The sequence below is a fragment of the Klebsiella sp. HMSC09D12 genome, assembly GCF_001808475.1.
Taxonomy (GTDB): domain Bacteria; phylum Pseudomonadota; class Gammaproteobacteria; order Enterobacterales; family Enterobacteriaceae; genus Klebsiella; species Klebsiella oxytoca.
In genome coordinates, this window is sequence record NZ_KV793500.1 from 1 (window position 1) to 19605 (window position 19605).

The 19605-nt window shown below is 54.0% G+C and carries 19 protein-coding genes, 2 pseudogenes and 1 other annotated feature; of the genes and pseudogenes, 11 read left to right on the forward strand and 10 right to left on the reverse strand.

Features of this window, described 5'->3' with window-relative positions:
- Positions 1–101 precede the first annotated feature (101 nt).
- Positions 102–365 carry a type B 50S ribosomal protein L31 gene (locus tag HMPREF3178_RS20840; RefSeq protein ID WP_004099638.1) on the forward strand — a complete coding sequence of 88 codons (264 nt, stop codon included), beginning with the start codon at positions 102–104 and terminating at the stop codon, positions 363–365.
- The gene (ykgO, locus tag HMPREF3178_RS30285) at positions 365–505 is read left to right on the forward strand and encodes a type B 50S ribosomal protein L36 (RefSeq protein ID WP_003859006.1); all 141 of its coding nucleotides are present in this window, start codon (positions 365–367) and stop codon (positions 503–505) included. Before HMPREF3178_RS20840 ends, ykgO begins: the two co-directional genes overlap by 1 nt.
- On the opposite strand, the pseudogene HMPREF3178_RS20845 reads toward ykgO, so the two are convergent.
- A pseudogene (locus tag HMPREF3178_RS20845) lies at positions 502–1199 on the reverse strand (GNAT family N-acetyltransferase). The gene ykgO and the pseudogene HMPREF3178_RS20845 sit on opposite strands and share 4 nt — an antisense overlap.
- 102 nt (positions 1200–1301) lie before the next feature.
- On the opposite strand from HMPREF3178_RS20845, the gene HMPREF3178_RS20850 reads away from it, so the two are divergent.
- A complete protein-coding gene (locus HMPREF3178_RS20850) occupies positions 1302–2756 on the forward strand; it encodes a MocR-like pyridoxine biosynthesis transcription factor PdxR (RefSeq protein ID WP_017146481.1) in 1455 nt (484 codons plus the stop codon).
- Here the strand turns inward: HMPREF3178_RS20850 and HMPREF3178_RS20855 are convergent.
- Entirely contained in the window at positions 2731–3201 is a 471-nt protein-coding gene (locus HMPREF3178_RS20855) for a YlaC family protein (RefSeq protein WP_004099643.1), read from the reverse strand. The genes HMPREF3178_RS20850 and HMPREF3178_RS20855 overlap by 26 nt on opposite strands.
- Positions 3202–3231: 30 nt before the next feature.
- On the opposite strand from HMPREF3178_RS20855, the gene HMPREF3178_RS31850 reads away from it, so the two are divergent.
- Positions 3232–3369 carry a hypothetical protein gene (locus HMPREF3178_RS31850; protein WP_224226720.1) on the forward strand — a complete coding sequence of 46 codons (138 nt, stop codon included), beginning with the start codon at positions 3232–3234 and terminating at the stop codon, positions 3367–3369.
- On the opposite strand, the gene maa is transcribed toward HMPREF3178_RS31850, so the two are convergent.
- The 5 genes from maa to acrA form a co-directional block, all read right to left on the reverse strand.
- Positions 3338–3904 carry a maltose O-acetyltransferase gene (maa, locus tag HMPREF3178_RS20860; protein ID WP_004099644.1) on the reverse strand — a complete coding sequence of 189 codons (567 nt, stop codon included), beginning with the start codon at positions 3902–3904 and terminating at the stop codon, positions 3338–3340. The genes HMPREF3178_RS31850 and maa overlap by 32 nt on opposite strands.
- 160 nt (positions 3905–4064) lie before the next feature.
- Positions 4065–4283: an HHA domain-containing protein gene (locus HMPREF3178_RS20865; protein WP_004099646.1), complete on the reverse strand. Its 219-nt coding sequence runs from the start codon at positions 4281–4283 to the stop codon at positions 4065–4067.
- Between the two features lie 26 nt (positions 4284–4309).
- Positions 4310–4684 (reverse strand): Hha toxicity modulator TomB, encoded by a 375-nt coding sequence (gene tomB, locus HMPREF3178_RS20870; RefSeq protein ID WP_004099648.1) that lies wholly within the window; start codon positions 4682–4684, stop codon positions 4310–4312.
- A 482-nt stretch (positions 4685–5166) separates the two neighbouring features.
- Complete coding sequence (acrB, locus tag HMPREF3178_RS20875; RefSeq protein ID WP_004099650.1) at positions 5167–8313, reverse strand: multidrug efflux RND transporter permease subunit AcrB; 3147 nt, start codon at positions 8311–8313, stop codon at positions 5167–5169.
- A gap of 22 nt (positions 8314–8335) precedes the next feature.
- Complete coding sequence (gene acrA / locus HMPREF3178_RS20880) at positions 8336–9529, reverse strand: multidrug efflux RND transporter periplasmic adaptor subunit AcrA (protein WP_004099653.1); 1194 nt, start codon at positions 9527–9529, stop codon at positions 8336–8338.
- Positions 9530–9671: 142 nt separating this feature from the next.
- Between acrA and acrR the strand changes: the two are divergent.
- Together acrR and mscK are read left to right on the forward strand one after the other, a co-directional pair.
- A pseudogene (gene acrR / locus HMPREF3178_RS20885) lies at positions 9672–10321 on the forward strand (multidrug efflux transporter transcriptional repressor AcrR).
- A 130-nt stretch (positions 10322–10451) separates the two neighbouring features.
- Positions 10452–13793, forward strand: coding sequence for a mechanosensitive channel MscK (gene mscK / locus HMPREF3178_RS20890; RefSeq protein ID WP_004099657.1), 3342 nt, complete (start codon positions 10452–10454; stop codon positions 13791–13793).
- Positions 13794–13828: 35 nt separating this feature from the next.
- On the opposite strand, the gene HMPREF3178_RS20895 is transcribed toward mscK, so the two are convergent.
- From HMPREF3178_RS20895 to priC, 3 genes are all read right to left on the reverse strand, one after another.
- Complete coding sequence (locus HMPREF3178_RS20895) at positions 13829–14617, reverse strand: Rpn family recombination-promoting nuclease/putative transposase (protein ID WP_017146480.1); 789 nt, start codon at positions 14615–14617, stop codon at positions 13829–13831.
- 65 nt (positions 14618–14682) lie between these two features.
- Entirely contained in the window at positions 14683–14856 is a 174-nt protein-coding gene (gene rsmS / locus HMPREF3178_RS20900; RefSeq protein ID WP_004099661.1) for a pleiotropic regulatory protein RsmS, read from the reverse strand.
- Positions 14857–14870: 14 nt separating this feature from the next.
- The gene (priC, locus tag HMPREF3178_RS20905; RefSeq protein WP_004099666.1) at positions 14871–15398 is read right to left on the reverse strand and encodes a primosomal replication protein N''; all 528 of its coding nucleotides are present in this window, start codon (positions 15396–15398) and stop codon (positions 14871–14873) included.
- Between the two features lie 69 nt (positions 15399–15467).
- Here priC and HMPREF3178_RS20910 point away from each other — a divergent pair, with 69 nt between their 5' ends.
- From HMPREF3178_RS20910 to recR, 5 genes are all read left to right on the forward strand, one after another.
- On the forward strand, positions 15468–15845 hold the full coding sequence (locus HMPREF3178_RS20910; protein WP_004099668.1) for a DUF454 family protein: 378 nt from the start codon (positions 15468–15470) through the stop codon (positions 15843–15845).
- Between the two features lie 150 nt (positions 15846–15995).
- Positions 15996–16547: an adenine phosphoribosyltransferase gene (apt, locus tag HMPREF3178_RS20915; protein ID WP_004099669.1), complete on the forward strand. Its 552-nt coding sequence runs from the start codon at positions 15996–15998 to the stop codon at positions 16545–16547.
- Between the two features lie 92 nt (positions 16548–16639).
- Complete coding sequence (gene dnaX / locus HMPREF3178_RS20920) at positions 16640–18550, forward strand: DNA polymerase III subunit gamma/tau (RefSeq protein WP_017146479.1); 1911 nt, start codon at positions 16640–16642, stop codon at positions 18548–18550.
- Positions 17883–17947, forward strand: a sequence feature (DnaX frameshifting element). Its footprint overlaps the gene before it by 65 nt.
- Positions 18551–18607: 57 nt before the next feature.
- Positions 18608–18940, forward strand: a complete 333-nt coding sequence (locus HMPREF3178_RS20925) for a YbaB/EbfC family nucleoid-associated protein (RefSeq protein WP_004099673.1) — start codon at positions 18608–18610, stop codon at positions 18938–18940.
- Complete coding sequence (recR, locus tag HMPREF3178_RS20930; protein WP_004099675.1) at positions 18940–19545, forward strand: recombination mediator RecR; 606 nt, start codon at positions 18940–18942, stop codon at positions 19543–19545. The genes HMPREF3178_RS20925 and recR overlap by 1 nt, the downstream gene beginning before the upstream one ends.
- The last annotated feature ends 60 nt before the right edge of the window (positions 19546–19605 follow it).

Here is a 19605-nt window from a genome sequence, read left to right on the forward strand (position 1 = left end):
AGTAAAAATTGCAATATGTGGTGGACCCATACACAGGGTTGATCTTTGTCTTTACACGGTGTACGGTATTGTTATGTTATAACATAATGATTGAGGTCGCTATGAAACCCAATATTCATCCGCATTATCGTACGGTGGTTTTTCACGATACCAGCGCCAACGAATACTTCAAGGTCGGTTCTACTATCAGAACCGAGCGTGAGATCGAACTGGAGGGCGAGACGTACCCCTACGTGACGCTTGATGTATCGTCCAAATCGCATCCGTATTACACCGGTAAGCAGAAGGCCTTCAACAATGAAGGTAGTACCGCGCGTTTCCGTCAGCGCTTTGGCGGCTTTATTGATGCGAAGAGGGACAAATAATGCAGGTGCTAAACTCATTGCGTAGCGCGAAACAACGCCACCCGGATTGCCAGATCGTGAAGCGCAAGGGGCGGCTATACGTGATTTGCAAAAGCAATCCCCGCTTTAAAGCCGTGCAGGGACGCAAGAAAAGACGTTAACGAAAGCTCCCCAGCGTACGTAACTGCTGGCCGTCGGCGCTGAAGTTGTCGGCGGCCAGCCATTGCTGCATTGCCCTGTCTATCTGTGGCCACTCGGAATCAATAATGGAAAACCAGTCGGTATCGCGGTTGTGGCCCTTTATCACCAGCGCCTGACGAAATTGCCCCTCATACTGAAACCCAACCGCAGCGCCGCCCGGCGTGACGGTTCGTTGAGACTGTTACATTTCCACTCGTAGCGCCGATAGCCGAGCGTATCAAAGACGTAATCCATCAGCAGCCAGTGGGCCTCGGTGGCCATTGCAGTCCGGCTCAGTAAAGGCGAGAAGTGAACGTGGCCGACTTCAACAACGCCGTTGTTAGCGTCAATTCTCATCAGCGCCAGTGAGCCCACGGGCTGGTCTGTTTGCTTATCGATCACCGCGAAGTGAATGGGGTCGTTCTGCCCGGAAACGCTCTCAATCCATGCGCGGTACTCCTCTACGCTGCTGTCCGGTTCGCGCAGCAGCCATGTCCAGCTTCGGGTATCCGGGGCTAAGCGGTGGGCGTCAAACAGCGCGCCGGCATGCGTGGAGCGCAAAGGCTCTAGCCGACAAAAGCGGCCCTGCAGGTTCACCCTTTCAGGATGTGGACAGGGCTGCCAGTCGGGCAGGGCGGTGCCAACGGGCTGATCGTATTGATTAAGATGGCTCATCAGGATTTCCTTCTATGGACGAATGCTGTGAGATTAAGCGCTTATTGGTTCCATAAAAAAGGGCCATAAGAGTATATTTTCGTAGTACCACGAGGAGCCAAAATGAATATTCCTGATGATGCTTTTTTTACTCTGTTGGAGCAGGCGCTGTGCGACAGAGGGCGTGAAACCCTGCAGCGCACGCTCTATCTCCGTCTGCGAGCGGCCATTTTGCAAGGTACGCTGGCGGGCGGTAGCCGCCTGCCAGGTTCACGGGCTATAGCGCAGCGTCTGAAGCTATCGCGCAATACCGTCAACGGCGCGCTGGAGCAGCTGGCGATGGAGGGGTATCTGCTGCGTAGCCGCCAGGGGACATACGCCGCGCTTTTGAAGTCGCAGGGAGAAAAGGAGGTTGCGGCGCGCGTGATTGTGCTCCCCGAGTATCTTCAGGGATTACCCGCCGCCACGCGTCGTGATTCGCCCACGCTGCTCTTTACGCCGGGAATGCCTGCGGTTAACTACTTTCCTCTTGCTATCTGGCGTCGACTCCTTGACCGGGTATTGCGCGAGGAGGGAAGTGCATTGCTGGGCTACGGCGATGCGCAGGGGGAACTTGCATTGCGCAAAGCGATTGCCCGTCATCTGGCGCTCTCCCGGGGTATTCGCTGCGAAGCCGGGCAAATTGTGATTACGGAAGGAGCGCTGGAAGCCGTTGATTTATGTACGCATCTGCTGAGCGTTGCCGGGGAGACGGCATGGGTGGAAGAACCCGGCTATTTAGGGGCAAAAAGCATGTTTCTTAAAGCCGGGCTTCACATCAAGGGTATACCCGTCGATCGAGAGGGTATGCGGTTCGATACCGATGATGATAGCGCAGCACCGCGATTAATCTTTACTTCACCGTCCCATCAATACCCCTGCGGTACGGTGATGAGCGCCGGGCGGCGACTGGCTTTACTGGAATACGCCCGCCGTCATGACGCCTGGCTTATCGAGGATGATTACGATAGTGAATTTCGTTATAGCGGCGAACCGATTCCCGCCATGCTGGGAATGGTCAGGCAGGCGCCGGTAGTTTATCTGGGGACATTCAGCAAAACGCTTTTTCCCGCGCTGCGTATTGGCTTTATGGTGATGCCGGAGGGGCTGGCGGATGCCGCAAGAGGCGCGATTGGTTCACTGTTACGCGGCGGTCATCGTGCTGAACAGCGGGCGCTGGCGCTGTTTATCGAAGAGGGGCACTACGCGCGTCATCTTGCCGCTATGCGCCGCTTGTATCGCAAACGCCAGCAGCAGCTGCGGGAAACGCTGGCGGCAGAGCTTACTCACCCTTATGAAATATCAGGCGGCGAGGGGGGGTTACACCTGACTGTCGTCGTCGAAGACGTTGATGATGAAGCTATTGTGCAGCAGGCCCGGCGGTTTCAGCTCGCGCCCGGCGCATTAAGCCGTTTTTATCTGAATGAAAAAAAGGCGAGAAGCGGCTTTGTTCTGGGCTACGGTAATACGTCCGCATCACGCTTTCCTTCTGCGATACGGACGCTGGATCGCCTTATTGCGCAGCACCGATGCGGGTAAGGGAAAAGACATCGTAAAATGAGAGTTCGCCTTTGGTGGCGATCATTTTTTGCAGCTGAGCTTTCTGCTCGCCATCGACGCGCGGCGACTGCAGGATTCGTTCGATGAGCTGACCGGGAACAAATCGAGTGTTGTACCACTCCCCGTTATAACAAACGCGGAAGTCCAGAACATCAATATCTTCATAGCGATAGCGCGGGTAAACGTCAAAGAAAAAGAAGCCGTTCAGCAGAACAAATAGTACGATTAATAGCCAGACCGAATCTACCAGCGTTTCAGAACGCAGCATCACGATGAGTGTTGCCAGGAAAGCCGCATACATCGCGACAAAAAGCCATGGATGGTTGCGAATAAAGCTTATGCTAAAGCGCGGACGGTTATCGCGCTTCTCTTGCACATTAAGCTCATCAATGGTGCTTTTCAGCAGCCGCTGTATTTCTGTCATTTTATTCCCCAAATTCTGCCATGAGCCCCTATGCAGACGCGGCGAACAGATGCGCGTTGGGCTCAGCCTGAAGGCTATTTTATGTTGCGTAAATCCGTGGGAAAAGTAACAGATTGGTTGCGGAAAAGCATAACAGTTACCGTTTTTCGCTCTCCACCATTTTTATGATTTGAGCCGGGTTTCCGCCGACGACGGCGTTGGCTGGCACATTTTTCACCACTACGGAACCGGAAGCCACGATGGCATTGTCGCCGATAGTCACGCCAGGATTAATTACGGCCCGGCCGCCAATCCACACATTGTGGCCAATAGTGACGGGTTTTCCGTACTCTTTACCGCTATTTCGTTCAACAGGGTCAAGGGGATGCGTTGCGGTATAAATATGCACACCCGGCGCCAGCATGCAGTTTTCGCCAATATGTATCGGACACACATCCAGCATCACGCAATCAAAGTTGGCGTAGAAATTTTTCCCGAGGAAGATATTGTAGCCGTAATCGCAGCGAAAAGTGGGTTCGATATAAGCGTCGCCTGCGTGGCCTAGCAGTTCCGTCAGTAATGCTTTTCTTAATTCACGCTCTTCAGGCGCTGAATGATTGTAACGATGCAACAGTTGTCTGGCCAGTAGACGGTCGGCCTTTAGCTCAGCGTCACCAGACACATACAGCTCACCGGCAATCATTTTTTGTTTTTCTTCACTCATGGAGGCTTCCCTTATTTCCTCATTGTAGGCCGCCACAGTATAAAAAAGAAACCGGTTTCATATAGGTACAGAAACAGCTTCTGTGACCGGTGTCGCATTTATCAGCAGCATGAGGGAAGGGCGTTTTCGACACAAGAGTTCGGGCTTTCATTTGAAATAATTAGCGGATGAATTTCCAGACCGATGGCGGGATCTTGTCATACAGTTTATTCATCGTCAGTTCAGCAAGACGATGATCGGCTGCTGAGTAAAATACCGCCAGTTCATTATCAGAAAGTTCATATTTATTTTTTTCAATTACGCGCTCCAGCGTATCAATTGTCTGACAACGTCGTAAGCGCATCAAATAGTCTATTTTGGTTAATGTTTTATCAGACATAAATTCACCTTTTGATTGTAATAATATTAACAAGAAAGACTGGCCGGGTTTTCCCGACTGGCGTTCACAAAGCAGCGGAATAACCTGTTGCCTGATTTACGCCATTTCTGCAGATCTGCAGTGTTAATGCCGTAGTTGCTGAACAACACGAAAGTGTCATCCAGATATTCGTCAAGCTGAGTCACCAGCTTATTATCCTCAGCATACTTAATTTTATAATTAAGTGCGAACGCGGCAATGTGCTCGATCAATTCATTAAGCTGAAGATTGACAGCTGAGGTTGGGTCATTAACCCAGCCATGGTTGCTCTCTTCCAGGTTTGCAAGACAGTCATGATACAGGGTTTCGCAGAGAAATTTAAGCTGCGCAATATCATGTCTTTTTGGCGAGTATTCGTCCATAACGCATCCCCCTTTTTAGTGGTTTAACGACGACTATCGACACCGTTGTGGGATGAACACGACTAACAGACCTGACACATACATTGTAATCTTGCTCTTTAACTATAATCCACTCTTAAAAAGATTTCATCGTGCTATTACGAAAAATTACAATTAACGCGGTCAATTTATCTTAAATGCCTCGGTCTTTATTATATCGTGCCTTTAACTACAACGGAAAAATCGAAGACTGACCTTATATATCATCGGGTTAGCCCGTGCGTTTAGCTGACACGTTGATACAACCATACATAATGTCAGTGATTGAGAATATTCTTAGTGTAGAGTTGAGGGAGTAAAGTCAGTGAAAAAAAGGTCATAGATAAGCAGCGGTAATCATCATTAAATATTATATCTCAGGTTATAAAATAAACAATCACAATCCGTGCGTTTTAAAGTGAGACAAAGTGAAAGGGCCGCGAATGCGGCCCTTAATGGAGAGATTAATGATGCTCAACCGGATGGCTGTGCTCAATATCCTCATTTTTCCTACTGAAGCGGCGACGCACGACCACGAAGAATACCGGCACGAAGAAAATCGCCAGAACCGTCGCGGTAATCATCCCGCCCATTACGCCAGTACCTACGGCATTCTGCGCGCCGGAGCCTGCGCCGGAGCTGATAACCAGCGGCATTACGCCGAGGATAAACGCCAGGGAGGTCATCAGAATCGGACGCAGACGCATACGAACGGCTTCAAGCGTTGCCTCAATCAGGCCTTTGCCTTCTTTATCCATCAGGTCTTTGGCGAATTCAACGATCAGTATCGCGTTCTTCGCCGACAGGCCGATAGTGGTCAACAGACCAACCTGGAAGTAAACGTCGTTAGTCAATCCTCGGAAGGTGGCAGCCAGCAGCGCCCCCACAACACCGAGCGGAACGACCAGCATGACCGAGAATGGAATTGACCAGCTCTCGTACAGCGCCGCCAGACACAGGAAGACGACGATCAGCGAGATAGCGTACAGCGCTGGCGCCTGGTTACCTGACAAACGTTCCTGATATGACATACCCGTCCAGTCATAGCCGATACCGGCAGGCAGTTTACCCGCCAGCTCTTCCATCAGGTTCATCGCTTCACCGGTACTCTTACCCGGTGTCGCCTGGCCGAGGATTTCCATCGATGGCAGACCGTTGTAGCGCTCCAGACGCGGCGAGCCGTATTCCCAGCGCGAGGTTGAGAAGGCGGAGAACGGTACCATCTGTCCATCGCTACCGCGTACGTACCAGTTGCCAATGTCTTCCGGCAGCATGCGGTATTTCGCTTCGGACATGATATACACTTTCTTCACGCGGCCACGGTCAATGAAGTCGTTGACGTAGCTTCCGCCCCATGCCGCGCCAAGCGTCGTGTTGATATCGCTTATAGACACGCCAAGCGCCTGCGCTTTTTCCTGATCGATATCCACTTTGAACTGCGGAGTATCTTCCAGGCCGTTTGGACGAACGCCGCTCAATACGTCAGGGTGCTGCGCAACCATTCCAAAAAGCTGGTTACGTGCCTGGGTCAGTTTTTCATGGCCCAGGCCAGCCTGGTCGATCAGCTGGAAGTCAAAGCCCGTTGCGGTACCGAGTTCAACAATTGCCGGCAGGTTAAAGGCGAAGACCATTGCATCTTTGATCTGCGAGAAATAGCCCATCGCGCGGCCGGTAATCGCCTCAACTTTGTTCTCTTCGCCTGGACGCTGGCTCCAGTCCTTCAGAGAGACGAACGCGATACCGGTGTTTTGTCCACGACCCGCGAAACCAAAACCGTTTACGGCGAATACCGATTCAACGTTATCTTTCTCTTTGGTGAGATAGTAATTGGTCATCTCATCCAGTACTTTCTGGGTACGCTCCTGAGTTGCGCCTGCAGGCAGCTGCGCCATGCTCAGGAATACGCCCTGGTCTTCGTCTGGCAGGAACGAACTTGGCAGACGAACGAACAGCCAGGCCATTCCCACAACGATGATCAGGTACAGCACCAGATAGCGACCGGTACTACGCAGGATGTTGCCTACGCTGTCGGTATAGTGATGCGTGCTCTTATCAAACATGCGGTTAAACCAACCGAAGAAGCCAGTGGTTGCGCCATGGCTGCCTTTTTGGATTGGCTTCAGCATCGTGGCGCAAAGCGCCGGGGTGAGAATCAGAGCGACCAGCACCGACAGCGCCATCGCGGAGACGATGGTGATCGAGAACTGGCGGTAAATCGCACCGGTGGAACCGCCAAAGAAGGCCATCGGGATAAACACCGCAGAAAGCACCATCGCGATACCTACCAGCGCGCCCTGAATCTGGCCCATTGATTTACGCGTGGCTTCCTTCGGCGGTAGCCCTTCCTCTGCCATTACACGTTCGACGTTTTCCACCACCACGATGGCGTCATCCACAAGCAAGCCTATGGCGAGCACCATACCAAACATGGTGAGCGTGTTTATCGAGAAACCGAACAGCGCGAGGATGGCGAACGTCCCCAGCAGTACGACCGGCACGGCAATCGTCGGAATCAAGGTGGCGCGGAAGTTCTGCAGGAACAGATACATTACCAGGAACACCAGGATGATGGCTTCAACCAGCGTTTTTACCACTTCGTGAATGGAGATCTGCACGAATGGAGTGGTGTCATACGGATAAACAATCTTCAGGCCAGAAGGGAAGAAAGGCTCCATTTTCTTCAGTTCGGCGCGAATGGCGTTTGCGGTATCCAGCGCGTTCGCGCCGGTCGCCAGTTTAATACCCAGACCAGAAGCTGGCTGACCGTTAAACTTCGCGATAACGTCATAGTTTTCACCACCCAGCTCAATGCGCGCGACATCGCGCAGACGAACCTGGGAGCCATCCTGGTTAACCTTCAGCAGAATGTTGCCAAACTCTTCAGTATTGGTCAGACGAGTTTGCGCCACGATGGAGGCATTCAGCTGCTGGCCTTTCACCGGGGGCGTACCGCCTAACTGTCCTGCTGCAACCTGGGCGTTCTGCGCTTTCAGGGCGCTGATAACGTCAACCGGCGTCAACTGGAAGTTATTAAGTTTGTTTGGGTCCATCCAGATACGCATAGCGTACTGGGAACCAAACAACTGCACGTCACCAACGCCGCTGGTACGGCTAATCGCATCTTTCATGTTGGCGGCAACATAGTCAGAAATGTCATCCTGATTCATGGTGCCGTTAGTATTAATAACGCCGACAACCATCAGGAAGCTGCTGGATGCCTTTTCAACGCTAATACCCTGCTGCTGTACTTCCTGCGGCAGCAGCGGTGTCGCCAGCGCCAGTTTGTTTTGAACCTGTACCTGAGCAATATCCGGATCGGTACCGGATTCAAAGGTCAGAGTGATGGTTGCTGTACCGGTGGAGTCGCCATTTGAAGACATGTACATCAGGTGATCGATACCATTCATGTTCTGTTCGATAACCTGAGTCACGGTGTTCTGCACGGTTTCTGCGTCGGCACCGGGGTACATGGCCGTGATGGAAATTGCCGGCGGCGCAATCGTCGGATATTGCGCTATTGGCAACTTGAGGATCGAGAGCCCCCCAGCCAGCATAATGATGATGGCGATCACCCAGGCAAATATGGGGCGATCGATAAAGAAATTAGGCATGTCTTAACGGCTCCTGTTTAAGTTAAGACTTGGTTTGTTCTGACTGAGCGTTGCCTGCGGCTTGCTGTTTTTCATCAGAAACGACTTCCTGCGCTTTTACCTGTACGCCTGGTTTGACTTTCTGCAGACCGCTAATAATGACGCGATCGCCAGTTTTCAGCCCTTCGGTGACCAGCCATTTATCGCCAATCGCCTGAGTGGCGGTAATCTGGCGAACTTCGACTTTATCGTCTTCGCCGACAACCATCGCGCTGGCATCGCCGCGCGGGGTACGGGTTACGCCCTGCTGCGGAACCAGAATCGCATCAGGATTTACGCCTTCTTCCAGGCGCGCGCGAACGAACATGCCGGGCAGCAGAGTGTGATCAGGGTTCGGGAAAATCGCGCGCAGCGTGATAGAACCGGTGGTCTGATCAACGGTAACGTCGGAGAACTCCAGCGTACCGTTCTGCGGATATTTCAAACCGTCGTTAGTGACCAGTTCAACCTTCGCTTTACCGTTCTCCTGCTGCAGTTTGCCGTTAGCCAGCTCTTGTTTCAGACGCAGAAAATCGTTGCTCGATTGAGTCACATCCACGTAGATAGGATCAAGCTGTTGCACGGTCGCCAGGGCAGTAGTCTGGCCGTTCTGCACCAGCGCGCCTTCCGTGACCGCGGATTTACCAATGCGGCCGCTGATCGGGGAGGTCACCTTAGTGTAGGCCAGATTGATGCGCGCGGTTTCAACCGCGGCTTTAGCGGCGACGACGGCAGCGTTGCTCTGCTGGGCCGTGGCTACGGCAGTATCGTAATCCTGTTGGCTAATGTACTTAGTGCCTAACAGTTTCTGGTAACGTTTAACCGTCAGCTGATCCATATTGGCGGCAGCCTGCGCTTTGGCTAAATCGCCTTTCGCGCTTTCATAGGTGGCTTGATAGGTTGCCGGATCGATTTGATAAAGAGACACGCCAGCCTGGATATCGCTGCCTTCGGTGAAGTTACGTTTCAGAATAATGCCACTGACCTGAGGACGAACTTCCGCAACGCGATAGGCGCTGGTACGGCCCGGCAGTTCAGTAGTAATTTGTAGAGGAGCGGATTTGAGCGTCACAATACCGACTTCCGGCATTTGCTGGGCTCCTTGCTGAGCCGGTTTGTCGTCACATCCTGTTAGCGCTAAGCTGCCTGAGAGCATCAGAACGACCGCCAGAGGCGTTAACCCTCTGTTTTTGTTCATATGTAAACCTCGAGTGTCCAATTTCAAATTGTTCAGTGGCTCAATCGACCACAAACCCACTGCTGTGTTTCTATTATGGTCATGCTATGGTACATACATTCACAAATGTATGTAAACGTAACCTCTGTAAACTCATCGACCTATGGCACGAAAAACCAAACAACAGGCGCTTGAGACCCGGCAACATATTCTGGATGTTGCTCTGCGTTTGTTTTCGCAGCAAGGCGTATCATCCACCTCGCTGGCCGCAATTGCAAAAGCTGCCGGTGTGACGAGGGGGCTATCTATTGGCATTTCAAAAATAAATCGGACTTATTTAATGAAATATGGGTGCTGTCAGAAGCCAATATTAACGATCTCGAAGTTGAGTATCGGGCAAAATTCCCCAACGATCCACTGTCAGTTGTGCGAGAGATCTTAGTGTATATCCTTGAAGCCACTGTGACAGAAAAACGCAGACGGCTGATGATGGAAATCATCTTTCATAAATGTGAATTCGTCGGTGAGATGGTCACGCTGCAAGAAGCGCAGCGCATTCTTTGCCTTGAGAGCTACGACCGTATCGAACAAACATTAAAGGAGTGCATCGTCGCGAAGATGCTACCCGCCAATTTATTAACCCGCCGGGCGGCGATCCTCATGCGCAGCTATCTTTCCGGCCTGATGGAGAACTGGCTTTTGGCGCCGAACGCCTTTGATCTGCAAAAAGAAGCGCGGGATTATGTCGAAGTCCTGCTGGAAATGTATCAATTTTGCCCCTCTCTGCGCAGTTCTGAAGGACTGGACGCTTAACCCGGCTAGCGGACACCAGAGGAATGATTCCTGCTGTCCGCCGCTATTTTAGTGATAACAGAAGTGCTATTCTTCGCGCTGCGACGACCCCCGGTATTCTCCGGCTTTTGCAATCACTCATGTTAACACTATGCTGCATACTATCCGTTGGCGAAATGCCCTCTCTGCTGTAGTTCTTACCCTGATGCTTATTATCGGCTGTATTAGCGTTAATTCGGCGCTGGCGGCTGATTTACCTGAACGCTCCGAGGTCCAGAGCCAGCTCACGACGCTGAACAAGCAAAAAGATTTGACTCCCCAGGATAAGCTGGTTCAGCAGGACCTGACTCAGACGCTGGAAACGCTCGATAAAATTGAGCGCATAAAGTCGGAAACGACGCAGCTGCGCCAGCAGGTCGCTCAGGCGCCTGCGAAAATGAATCAGGCTATCGATAGCCTGAACGCGCTAAGCGATGTCCCCAACGACGAGGCGACGCGTAAAACGCTGAGCACCTTGTCGCTGCGCCAGCTGGAATCGCGCGTCTCTCAGACTCTGGACGATTTGCAAAACGCGCAAAACGATCTGGCGACTTATAATAGTCAGCTTGTTTCGCTACAGACGCAGCCGGAACGCGTGCAGAATGCGATGTATTCCGCCTCTCAGCAGCTGCAGCAGATCCGTAATCGTCTGAATGGCACGACTACGGGCGAAGAGGCGCTACGTCCTACCCAGCAGAATTTGCTGCTGGCGCAGCAGGCCTTGCTGAATGCACAGATAGATCAACAGCGTAAAAGCCTGGAAGGCAACACGGTGCTGCAGGATACCCTGCAAAAGCAGCGTGACTACATCACCGCTTACAGCAATCGACTGGAGCATCAGCTTCAGCTATTGCAGGAAGCGGTGAATAGCAAGCGCCTGACGCTGACGGAAAAGACGGCTCAGGAAGCGGTTTCTCCGGACGAAACGGCCCGTATTCAGGCAAACCCGCTGGTCAAGCAGGAGCTGGACATTAATCACCAGTTGAGCGAAAGGCTCATTTCGGCAACGGAAACGGGTAATCAGCTGGTTCAGCGCAACATCAAAGTGAAGACCTGGCTCGATCGTGCTCTGCAATCCGAGCGCGATATTAAAGAGCAGATTTCCGTGCTGAAAGGCAGCCTGCTGCTGTCGCGTATCCTTTATCAGCAACAGCAAACGCTGCCCTCTGCGGAGGAGCTAAGCGACATGACCAACCGCATCGCCGACCTGCGCCTTGAGCAGTTCGAGGTCAACCAGCAGCGCGATGCGCTATTCCAGAGCGATGCGTATGTCGCGAAGCTGGAGGAGGGGCATAGCAGCGAGGTGAATCCCGAAGTGCATGATGCACTTCTTGAGATTGTTGATATGCGCCGGGAACTGCTCGATCAGTTTAATAAACAGCTCGGCAACCAGCTGATGATGGCGATTAACCTGCAAATCAATCAGCAGCAGCTAATGAGCGTGTCAACCAACCTGAAAGCCATCCTGACGCAGCAGATTTTCTGGGTAAATAGCAACCGCCCGATGGACTGGGAGTGGTTTAAAGCCTTCCCGGAGGCGCTGAAAGGACAGTTTAAGGCGATGAAAATCACCGTAAACTGGGAAAAGGCCTGGCCTGCGGTATTTATCGCTTTTCTGGCCGGCCTGCCGCTGCTGCTGATTGCCGGTCTGATTCGCTGGCGTCTGAACTGGCTGAAAGCGTATCAGGCTAAGCTGGCGTCGCAGGTGGGGCAACTGCGCAACGATACGCAGCTCCACACGCCGAAAGCGATTCTTATCGATCTGATTCGGGCGCTGCCTGTGGTGCTGGTCATACTCGCCGTCGGTCTGATTCTGCTGACGATGCAGCTGAATATTAGCGACCTTCTGTGGGCCTATAGCAAGAAGCTGGCGCTATTCTGGCTGGTGTTTGGCCTGTGCTGGAAAGTGCTGGAAAAAGACGGCGTGGCGGTGAGCCACTTTAATATGCCGTCACAGCTGACCAGCCACTGGCGGCGGCAGATTGTTCGCGTGAGCCTTGCGCTGCTGCCGCTCAACTTCTGGTCGGTGATGTCGGAACTGTCGCCGCTGCACCTGATGGATGACGTTCTCGGGCAGTTCGTTATTTTCCTCAACCTGTTGCTGATCGCGGTGCTTGTCTTGCCGATGTGCCGCGAAAGCTGGCGTGATAAAGAATCTCACAGCCTGCGCCTTATCACCGTTACCGTGCTATCGATCGTTCCCATCGCCCTGATGGTGCTGACGGCAACCGGCTATTTCTATACGACGCTGCGTCTGGCCGGCCGCTGGATTGAAACCGTTTATCTGGTGATGCTGTGGAACCTGTTGTATCAGACCGTGCTGCGCGGCCTGAGCGTGGCCGCGCGGCGTATTGCCTGGCGCCGCGCGCTGGCGCGTCGTCAGCATCTGGTTAAAGAGGGGGCTGAAGGGGCCGAGCCGCAGGAAGAACCGACAATTGCTCTGGAGCAGGTTAACCAGCAAACGCTGCGTATTACGATGCTGGTGATGATCGCGCTGTTTGCGGTCCTGTTCTGGGCGATTTGGTCGGATCTCATCACCGTCTTCGCCTATCTCGATAGTATTACGCTGTGGCATTACAATGGTACCGAAGCCGGGGTCAGCGCCGTGAAAAGCGTTACCATGGGGAGCCTGCTGTTCGCGATTGTCGCTTCGATGGTTGCCTGGGCGTTAATTCGCAACCTGCCGGGACTGCTGGAAGTGCTGGTGCTGTCCCGACTAAATATGCGCCAGGGTGCGTCTTATGCCATTACGACAATCCTTAATTACGCCATTATTGTTATTGGCGCGATGACGGTATTTGGCGCTCTGGGCGTCTCATGGGATAAACTACAGTGGCTGGCAGCGGCGTTGTCGGTTGGCTTAGGTTTCGGCTTACAGGAAATATTCGGTAACTTTGTTTCCGGTCTGATTATTCTCTTTGAGCGCCCGGTGCGCATTGGCGATACGGTGACCATTGGCACCTTCTCCGGCACCGTCAGCAAAATCCGCATTCGCGCCACGACCATCACCGATTTTGACCGTAAAGAGGTGATTATCCCCAATAAGGCCTTCGTGACTGAGCGTCTGATTAACTGGTCGCTCTCCGATACCGTCACCCGCGTTGTCATCCGCCTTGGCGTAGCGTACGGTTCTGACCTGGATAAGGTTAAAGAAGTGCTGCTTAAGGCTGCGCACGAGCATCCGAAAGTGATGCAGGAGCCCGCGCCGTCGGTTTTCTTTACCACTTTCGGCGCCAGTACGCTCGATCATGAACTACGACTATACGTGCGCGAACTTCGCGATCGCAGCTATGCAGTGGATGAGCTTAACCGGGCGATCGATCGTTTGTGTCGTGAGAACAATATTGATATCGCCTTTAACCAGCTGGAGGTTCATCTTCGCAATGAGAAGGGCGATGAAGTCACCGAGGTGAAGCGGGATAAAGGCGACGATGCCACTCCGGCGATGAGCTAAGCATGGCGGGGCGGTAAATACCCGCCCCGCAGATTTTAATGGCTGAGCGAGGAGAGTTCTTCCTGGCTCAGACCCGTCAGCTCCATCACCATCTTAGGATCCTGCCCGCTGGCGAGCATTTTCAGCGCAATGCTGTGCGAGATTTCTTTACGGCCTTCCTGTCGACCCTCCAGTCTGCCTTCTCTTCTCCCTTTTTTACGACCTTTCTCTTCCAGCCATTCGGCAATCGCCAGCAGCGCAATCAGTATCGGTTGCAATTCGGCCAGATCGCGCTGGCGGATATGCTTCTGCAACAGTTCCAGCATCGCCATACGCTGGTGGAGGATGAATTGATTAACTGGCATAACGGTCAGGTCCACCAGTGGAAAATCACCGCCGTACAGCGCGCTGGTAAGCTCAGGATGGTCAAAGAGATGATGCCAGTTGAGCGTATGCGGCCAGGGACTGACGGCGCCGTGATAAAACAGAATGGGGACCACAAGGGGCAACGTATCGTGGCCAGCATCAAGGTGACGCTGTATGGCTACGAGCGTATAGCGCATCAGGCGAAAAGCCATGAACTTGTCCGGAGAGCTTTGATGTTCAATCAGCGCATAGATATATCCGGCGCCGTGCCGCGTTTGCAGAGAGTAAAGTATATCTGAGTAGCTGGAGCGCAGGTCTTCTTCGATAAAACTGCCTGAAGCCAGCTGCAGCGTACTAAGATCGCAGATACTTAAAAACTGCGCCGGGAGGTAAAGCTGTAAAAAATCGCGGGCGACCTCTTTCTGAGTCAACATTTGACGAAAAATGGCATCGTGCGGCGTACGTGAGAATCTTTCCATGAGCATTTATCCGTTTTGGTAAGGGCAGGCGATGACTCTGCCACCCCCAACGATCCGGCAACAGGCTACTCCGGCGCGTTTTGCGAGGCCTCTTCCGCACTTTTTACTTTGTTTTCATAATCGCGACGGATAATCTCCAGCGCAGCTAGCACGGTTTGCGCAGGGACATTATTTTCCTCAAGCAGCATGATTAAATCGACGGCCAGCTTGACCTCGTCAGGCGCATTTTCCAGCGACATCTTTCTTCCTCCACTTAACGTGTTAATCGGGCCAGCCTGTTTTCAATTTTTTCCAGCGCGTCGCGACAGCGGGCAAGGCGTGCGGCGTAGGCGTCAACTTCTTTTGCCAGCCGCTGCTGTTCATCAAGAGAGGTGGCTTGCGCCAGCTGTCTCTGGCGATCGTTGCGCATGGCCAGCAGACGCCGTTCATATTCCTGATGCTGGATACGCCGGCGCTGCCAGCGGCTAAGCGTCGGCGAAGCGCTATCCCAGGCGCGTAACGACCAGGTGGCCGTTTCCCGGCTAATGGCGGCGATTTGGGCCACAAGATGTTCCGCCAGCCAGGCAACCTGGGGGAGCTGCTGGCGTTCGACCGCCAGCTTTAACTCCGTTAAACGATCGCTGGCCTCATTGAGATAAGCCTGCATCTGCGTGCTGCGGGTCCGAAACAGCTGGCGATCGAAACGCGGGCTGAGGGTCGCGTGATTCGCCATTGGCGCTACCCGGACGGCCAGCTCCGCAAGCTGATTTTCCAGCGAATGTAAAAGCCGGGTGGTTTTCAAATAACTCCTCCATCCCCTGATAAGCAACTGTGCTACATTAGCGTTATCTTCTTGATAACGATTCGCATTATGCCACGTATTATTTTGATCATCATTGGCTGGCTGGCGGTAGCGCTGGGAACGCTGGGCGTATTTTTACCGCTACTGCCGACGACGCCTTTTATCCTGCTTGCCGCCTGGTGCTTTGCGCGCTCGTCGCCGCGTTTTCACCACTGGCTTTTGTACCGCTCATGGTTTGGCGGTTACCTGCGTCACTGGCAGAAATACCGCGCCATGCCGCCGGGAGCGAAGCCGCGCGCGATAGCGATGATTTTGCTGACCTTTGCTATTTCCCTGTGGCTGGTTAATCTTACCTGGGTGCGCATCTTGCTGCTGATCATTCTGGCCTGTCTGCTGATATTTATGTGGCGCATTCCGGTGGTTGATGCAAAGCAACAAAAGCACTGATGCGCAATAATGATGGTTGCAATTGTCGCTGACAGCCAGTAAATTCTGGCGTTTTCGAGCGCGGGTAAGCCTGGTCAAAGGTTAAACAAATGTTTCTTTGGCCCATTTGGCATGCCCGTGAGTAATACCGTTTTAATCAGGCATACACTTATGACCGCAACAGCACAGCAGCTTGAATATCTGAAGAACAGCATCCAAAGCATCCAGGACTATCCGAAACCTGGCATCCTTTTCCGTGATGTCACCAGCTTGCTGGAAGACCCGAAGGCCTATGCGCTCAGCATTGAACTGCTGGCCGAGCGTTATAAAGACGCGGGTATTACCAAAGTGGTGGGCACCGAAGCGCGTGGCTTCTTGTTTGGCGCACCGGTTGCGCTGGCGCTGGGCGTAGGCTTTGTTCCGGTACGCAAGCCGCGTAAGCTGCCGCGTGAGACCATCGCAGAAAGCTACGAGCTTGAGTACGGCACCGATCAGCTGGAAATCCATGTCGATGCGATCAAAGAAGGCGATAAAGTCCTGGTGGTTGACGATCTGCTGGCAACCGGCGGCACCATCGACGCCACCGTGAAGCTTATCCGTCGCCTGGGCGGTGAAGTGCACGATGCGGCTTTTATTATCAATCTGTTCGATCTGGGCGGCGAGCAGCGTCTGGAAAAACTGGGAATTAACTGCTATAGCCTGGTCCCTTTCCCGGGTCACTAAGCAAATCCCTCCACATAGCCTCGCTGATTGAGCGGGGCTGTGATAGCATGACCCCCTCGTGTTTTCACCTTCCAGCGTTTCAGAGCCAGCCCATGAGTTATCAGGTCTTAGCCCGTAAATGGCGCCCACAAACCTTTGCTGACGTCGTCGGCCAGGAACATGTGCTGACCGCACTGGCGAACGGCTTGTCGTTAGGGCGCATTCATCATGCCTATCTCTTTTCCGGCACCCGCGGCGTGGGTAAAACCTCTATCGCACGCCTGCTGGCAAAAGGATTAAACTGTGAAACCGGTATTACCGCCACGCCATGCGGCGTCTGCGATAACTGCCGTGAAATAGAACAGGGGCGCTTTGTCGATCTGATAGAGATCGATGCCGCTTCGCGCACCAAAGTCGAAGATACCCGCGATCTGCTGGATAACGTTCAGTACGCGCCGGCCCGTGGTCGCTTCAAGGTCTATCTGATCGATGAAGTCCATATGCTTTCGCGCCACAGCTTCAACGCGTTGTTAAAAACGCTGGAGGAGCCGCCGGCGCACGTAAAATTTCTGCTGGCGACCACCGATCCGCAGAAGCTGCCGGTGACCATTCTTTCCCGCTGCCTGCAGTTCCATCTTAAGGCGCTGGATGTCGAACAGATTCGCCATCAGCTTGAGCATATCCTCGGCGTCGAGCAGATCGCTTTCGAACCGCGCGCGCTGCAGCTGCTGTCGCGCGCGGCGGATGGCAGCCTGCGCGATGCATTAAGCCTGACCGATCAGGCTATCGCCAGCGGCGACGGCCGTCTGACGGCTGAATCCGTTAGCACCATGCTCGGTACGCTTGACGACGATCAGGCGCTCTCGCTGATTGAAGCGCTGGTGGCCGCCGATGGCGAACGCGTCATGGCCGGCGTCAATGAAGCTGCCGCTCGCGGCGTGGAGTGGGAGGCTTTGCTGGTGGAAATGCAGAGCCTGTTGCACCGCATTGCAATGGTTCAGCTGTTGCCGTCGGCGCTGGGGGCGGATATGGCCGCGATAGAGCTACGCATGCGCGAGCTGGCGCGGACGGTGCCGCCTACCGATGTTCAGCTGTACTATCAAACGTTATTAATTGGCCGTAAAGAGCTTCCGTACGCGCCGGATCGCCGGATGGGCGTTGAGATGACGCTTCTGCGTGCGCTGGCGTTCCATCCGCGTATGCCGCTGCCGGAACCGGAGGCGCCGCCGGTTCCGGCTATTCAGGCCGCCCCTGCACAGCAGTCCGCCCCGGCATCCGCTCCACCGCCGCCGCCGCCGCAGAATTTGCCGCAGACCACCAGCCAGGTGCTGGCGGCACGCAGCCAACTGCAGCGCAGCCAGGGAGCGCCCACCCCAAAAAAGAGTGAACCGGCAGCCGCTTCCCGCGCGCGGCCGGTGAATAACGCTGCGCTGGAACGACTGAGTTCGATTACTGAACGCGTACAGGCGCGTCCGGCTGCTGCTGCGCTGGAAAAAGCGCCAGCGAAAAAAGAAGCTTATCGCTGGAAATCGACGACGGTTGTTGAAACCGTGAAAGAAGAAGTGGCGACGCCGAAGGCGCTGAAAAAAGCGCTGGAGCATGAAAAAACGCCGGAACTGGCGGCAAAACTGGCTATTGAAGCGGTCGAGCGCGATAGCTGGGCGGCGGAAGTCAGCCGGCTTGCGGTGCCAAAGCTGGTGGAGCAGGTCGCCCTCAATGCCTGGAAAGAGCAGGAGGGCAACCGCGTCTGCCTGCATCTTCGCCCGAGCCAGCGGCACCTGAATTCGGCGGGCGCGCAGCAAAAGCTGGCGGAAGCGCTCGGTATTTTGTACGGTACGCCGGTTGAATTGACCATCGTGGAAGATGATAATCCCGCGATGCGCACGCCGCTTGAGTGGCGGCAGGCAATTTATGAAGAAAAGCTCGCGCAGGCGCGTGAAGCGATTATTGCGGATAATAACATTCAGACGCTGCGTCGATTTTTCGATGCGGACCTGGATGAAGAGAGTATTCGCCCCATTTGATTGCAAGTCTGACTTGCGGTCAGCATCCTTAACGATGACCTACTGAGAGAGAAGCCTATGTTTGGTGGAAAAGGCGGTCTGGGTAACCTGATGAAGCAGGCCCAGCAGATGCAAGAAAAAATGCAGCAGATGCAGGAAGAAGTCGCTCGACTGGAAGTGACCGGTGAATCCGGCGCAGGCCTGGTCAAAGTCACCATCAACGGCGCGCATAACTGCCGCCGCGTTGAGATCGACCCGAGCCTGCTGGAAGACGACAAAGAGATGCTGGAAGATCTGGTGGCCGCTGCGTTTAACGATGCCGCCCGCCGCATCGAAGAGACGCAGAAAGAAAAAATGGCGTCTGTGTCCGCCGGTATGCAGCTGCCGCCAGGCTTTAAGATGCCGTTCTGATGCAAACCAGTCCGCTGTTAACGCAGCTTATGGAAGCACTGCGCTGCCTGCCGGGCGTCGGCCCGAAGTCGGCGCAGCGCATGGCGTTTACCCTGCTGCAGCGCGATCGCAGCGGCGGGATGCGCCTGGCGCAAGCGCTGACGCGCGCGATGTCGGAAATCGGCCACTGCGCCGATTGCCGCACATTCACCGAGCAGGAGGTATGCAATATTTGCAGCAACCCTCGGCGGAAGGAAAACGGCCAGATCTGCGTGGTAGAGAGCCCAGCGGATATCTACGCTATCGAGCAGACCGGGCAGTTTTCCGGTCGTTATTTTGTGCTGATGGGCCACCTGTCGCCGCTTGACGGCATCGGGCCGGATGACATTGGGCTCGATCGCCTGGAGCAGCGTCTGCGTGACGAATCGATGCAGGAAGTGATCCTCGCAACCAACCCAACGGTTGAAGGGGAGGCGACCGCGAACTATATCGCCGAGCTTTGCGCGCAGTATGGCGTAGAGGCGAGCCGTATCGCTCATGGCGTACCGGTCGGCGGCGAGCTGGAAATGGTTGACGGCACAACGCTGTCACACTCTCTTGCCGGACGGCATAAGATTCGTTTTTAATCAAACGGAGGCGCTTTTCGGGGCCTCCGCTTGAAAACGTCTTCCTCTGTCCCCATCTCA

What these genes read in the sequence shown, in the direction of transcription:
- HMPREF3178_RS20840 (WP_004099638.1), top strand. Translation starts at nt 102, where the DNA reads ATGAAACCCAATATTCATCCGCATTATCGTACGGTGGTTTTTCACGAT.
- ykgO (WP_003859006.1), top strand. Translation starts at nt 365, where the DNA reads ATGCAGGTGCTAAACTCATTGCGTAGCGCGAAACAACGCCACCCGGAT.
- HMPREF3178_RS20850 (WP_017146481.1), top strand. Translation starts at nt 1,302, where the DNA reads ATGAATATTCCTGATGATGCTTTTTTTACTCTGTTGGAGCAGGCGCTG.
- HMPREF3178_RS20855 (WP_004099643.1), bottom strand. Translation starts at nt 3,201, where the DNA reads ATGACAGAAATACAGCGGCTGCTGAAAAGCACCATTGATGAGCTTAAT.
- HMPREF3178_RS31850 (WP_224226720.1), top strand. Translation starts at nt 3,232, where the DNA reads ATGCAGACGCGGCGAACAGATGCGCGTTGGGCTCAGCCTGAAGGCTAT.
- maa (WP_004099644.1), bottom strand. Translation starts at nt 3,904, where the DNA reads ATGAGTGAAGAAAAACAAAAAATGATTGCCGGTGAGCTGTATGTGTCT.
- HMPREF3178_RS20865 (WP_004099646.1), bottom strand. Translation starts at nt 4,283, where the DNA reads ATGTCTGATAAAACATTAACCAAAATAGACTATTTGATGCGCTTACGA.
- tomB (WP_004099648.1), bottom strand. Translation starts at nt 4,684, where the DNA reads ATGGACGAATACTCGCCAAAAAGACATGATATTGCGCAGCTTAAATTT.
- acrB (WP_004099650.1), bottom strand. Translation starts at nt 8,313, where the DNA reads ATGCCTAATTTCTTTATCGATCGCCCCATATTTGCCTGGGTGATCGCC.
- acrA (WP_004099653.1), bottom strand. Translation starts at nt 9,529, where the DNA reads ATGAACAAAAACAGAGGGTTAACGCCTCTGGCGGTCGTTCTGATGCTC.
- mscK (WP_004099657.1), top strand. Translation starts at nt 10,452, where the DNA reads ATGCTGCATACTATCCGTTGGCGAAATGCCCTCTCTGCTGTAGTTCTT.
- HMPREF3178_RS20895 (WP_017146480.1), bottom strand. Translation starts at nt 14,617, where the DNA reads ATGGAAAGATTCTCACGTACGCCGCACGATGCCATTTTTCGTCAAATG.
- rsmS (WP_004099661.1), bottom strand. Translation starts at nt 14,856, where the DNA reads ATGTCGCTGGAAAATGCGCCTGACGAGGTCAAGCTGGCCGTCGATTTA.
- HMPREF3178_RS20910 (WP_004099668.1), top strand. Translation starts at nt 15,468, where the DNA reads ATGCCACGTATTATTTTGATCATCATTGGCTGGCTGGCGGTAGCGCTG.
- apt (WP_004099669.1), top strand. Translation starts at nt 15,996, where the DNA reads ATGACCGCAACAGCACAGCAGCTTGAATATCTGAAGAACAGCATCCAA.
- dnaX (WP_017146479.1), top strand. Translation starts at nt 16,640, where the DNA reads ATGAGTTATCAGGTCTTAGCCCGTAAATGGCGCCCACAAACCTTTGCT.
- HMPREF3178_RS20925 (WP_004099673.1), top strand. Translation starts at nt 18,608, where the DNA reads ATGTTTGGTGGAAAAGGCGGTCTGGGTAACCTGATGAAGCAGGCCCAG.
- recR (WP_004099675.1), top strand. Translation starts at nt 18,940, where the DNA reads ATGCAAACCAGTCCGCTGTTAACGCAGCTTATGGAAGCACTGCGCTGC.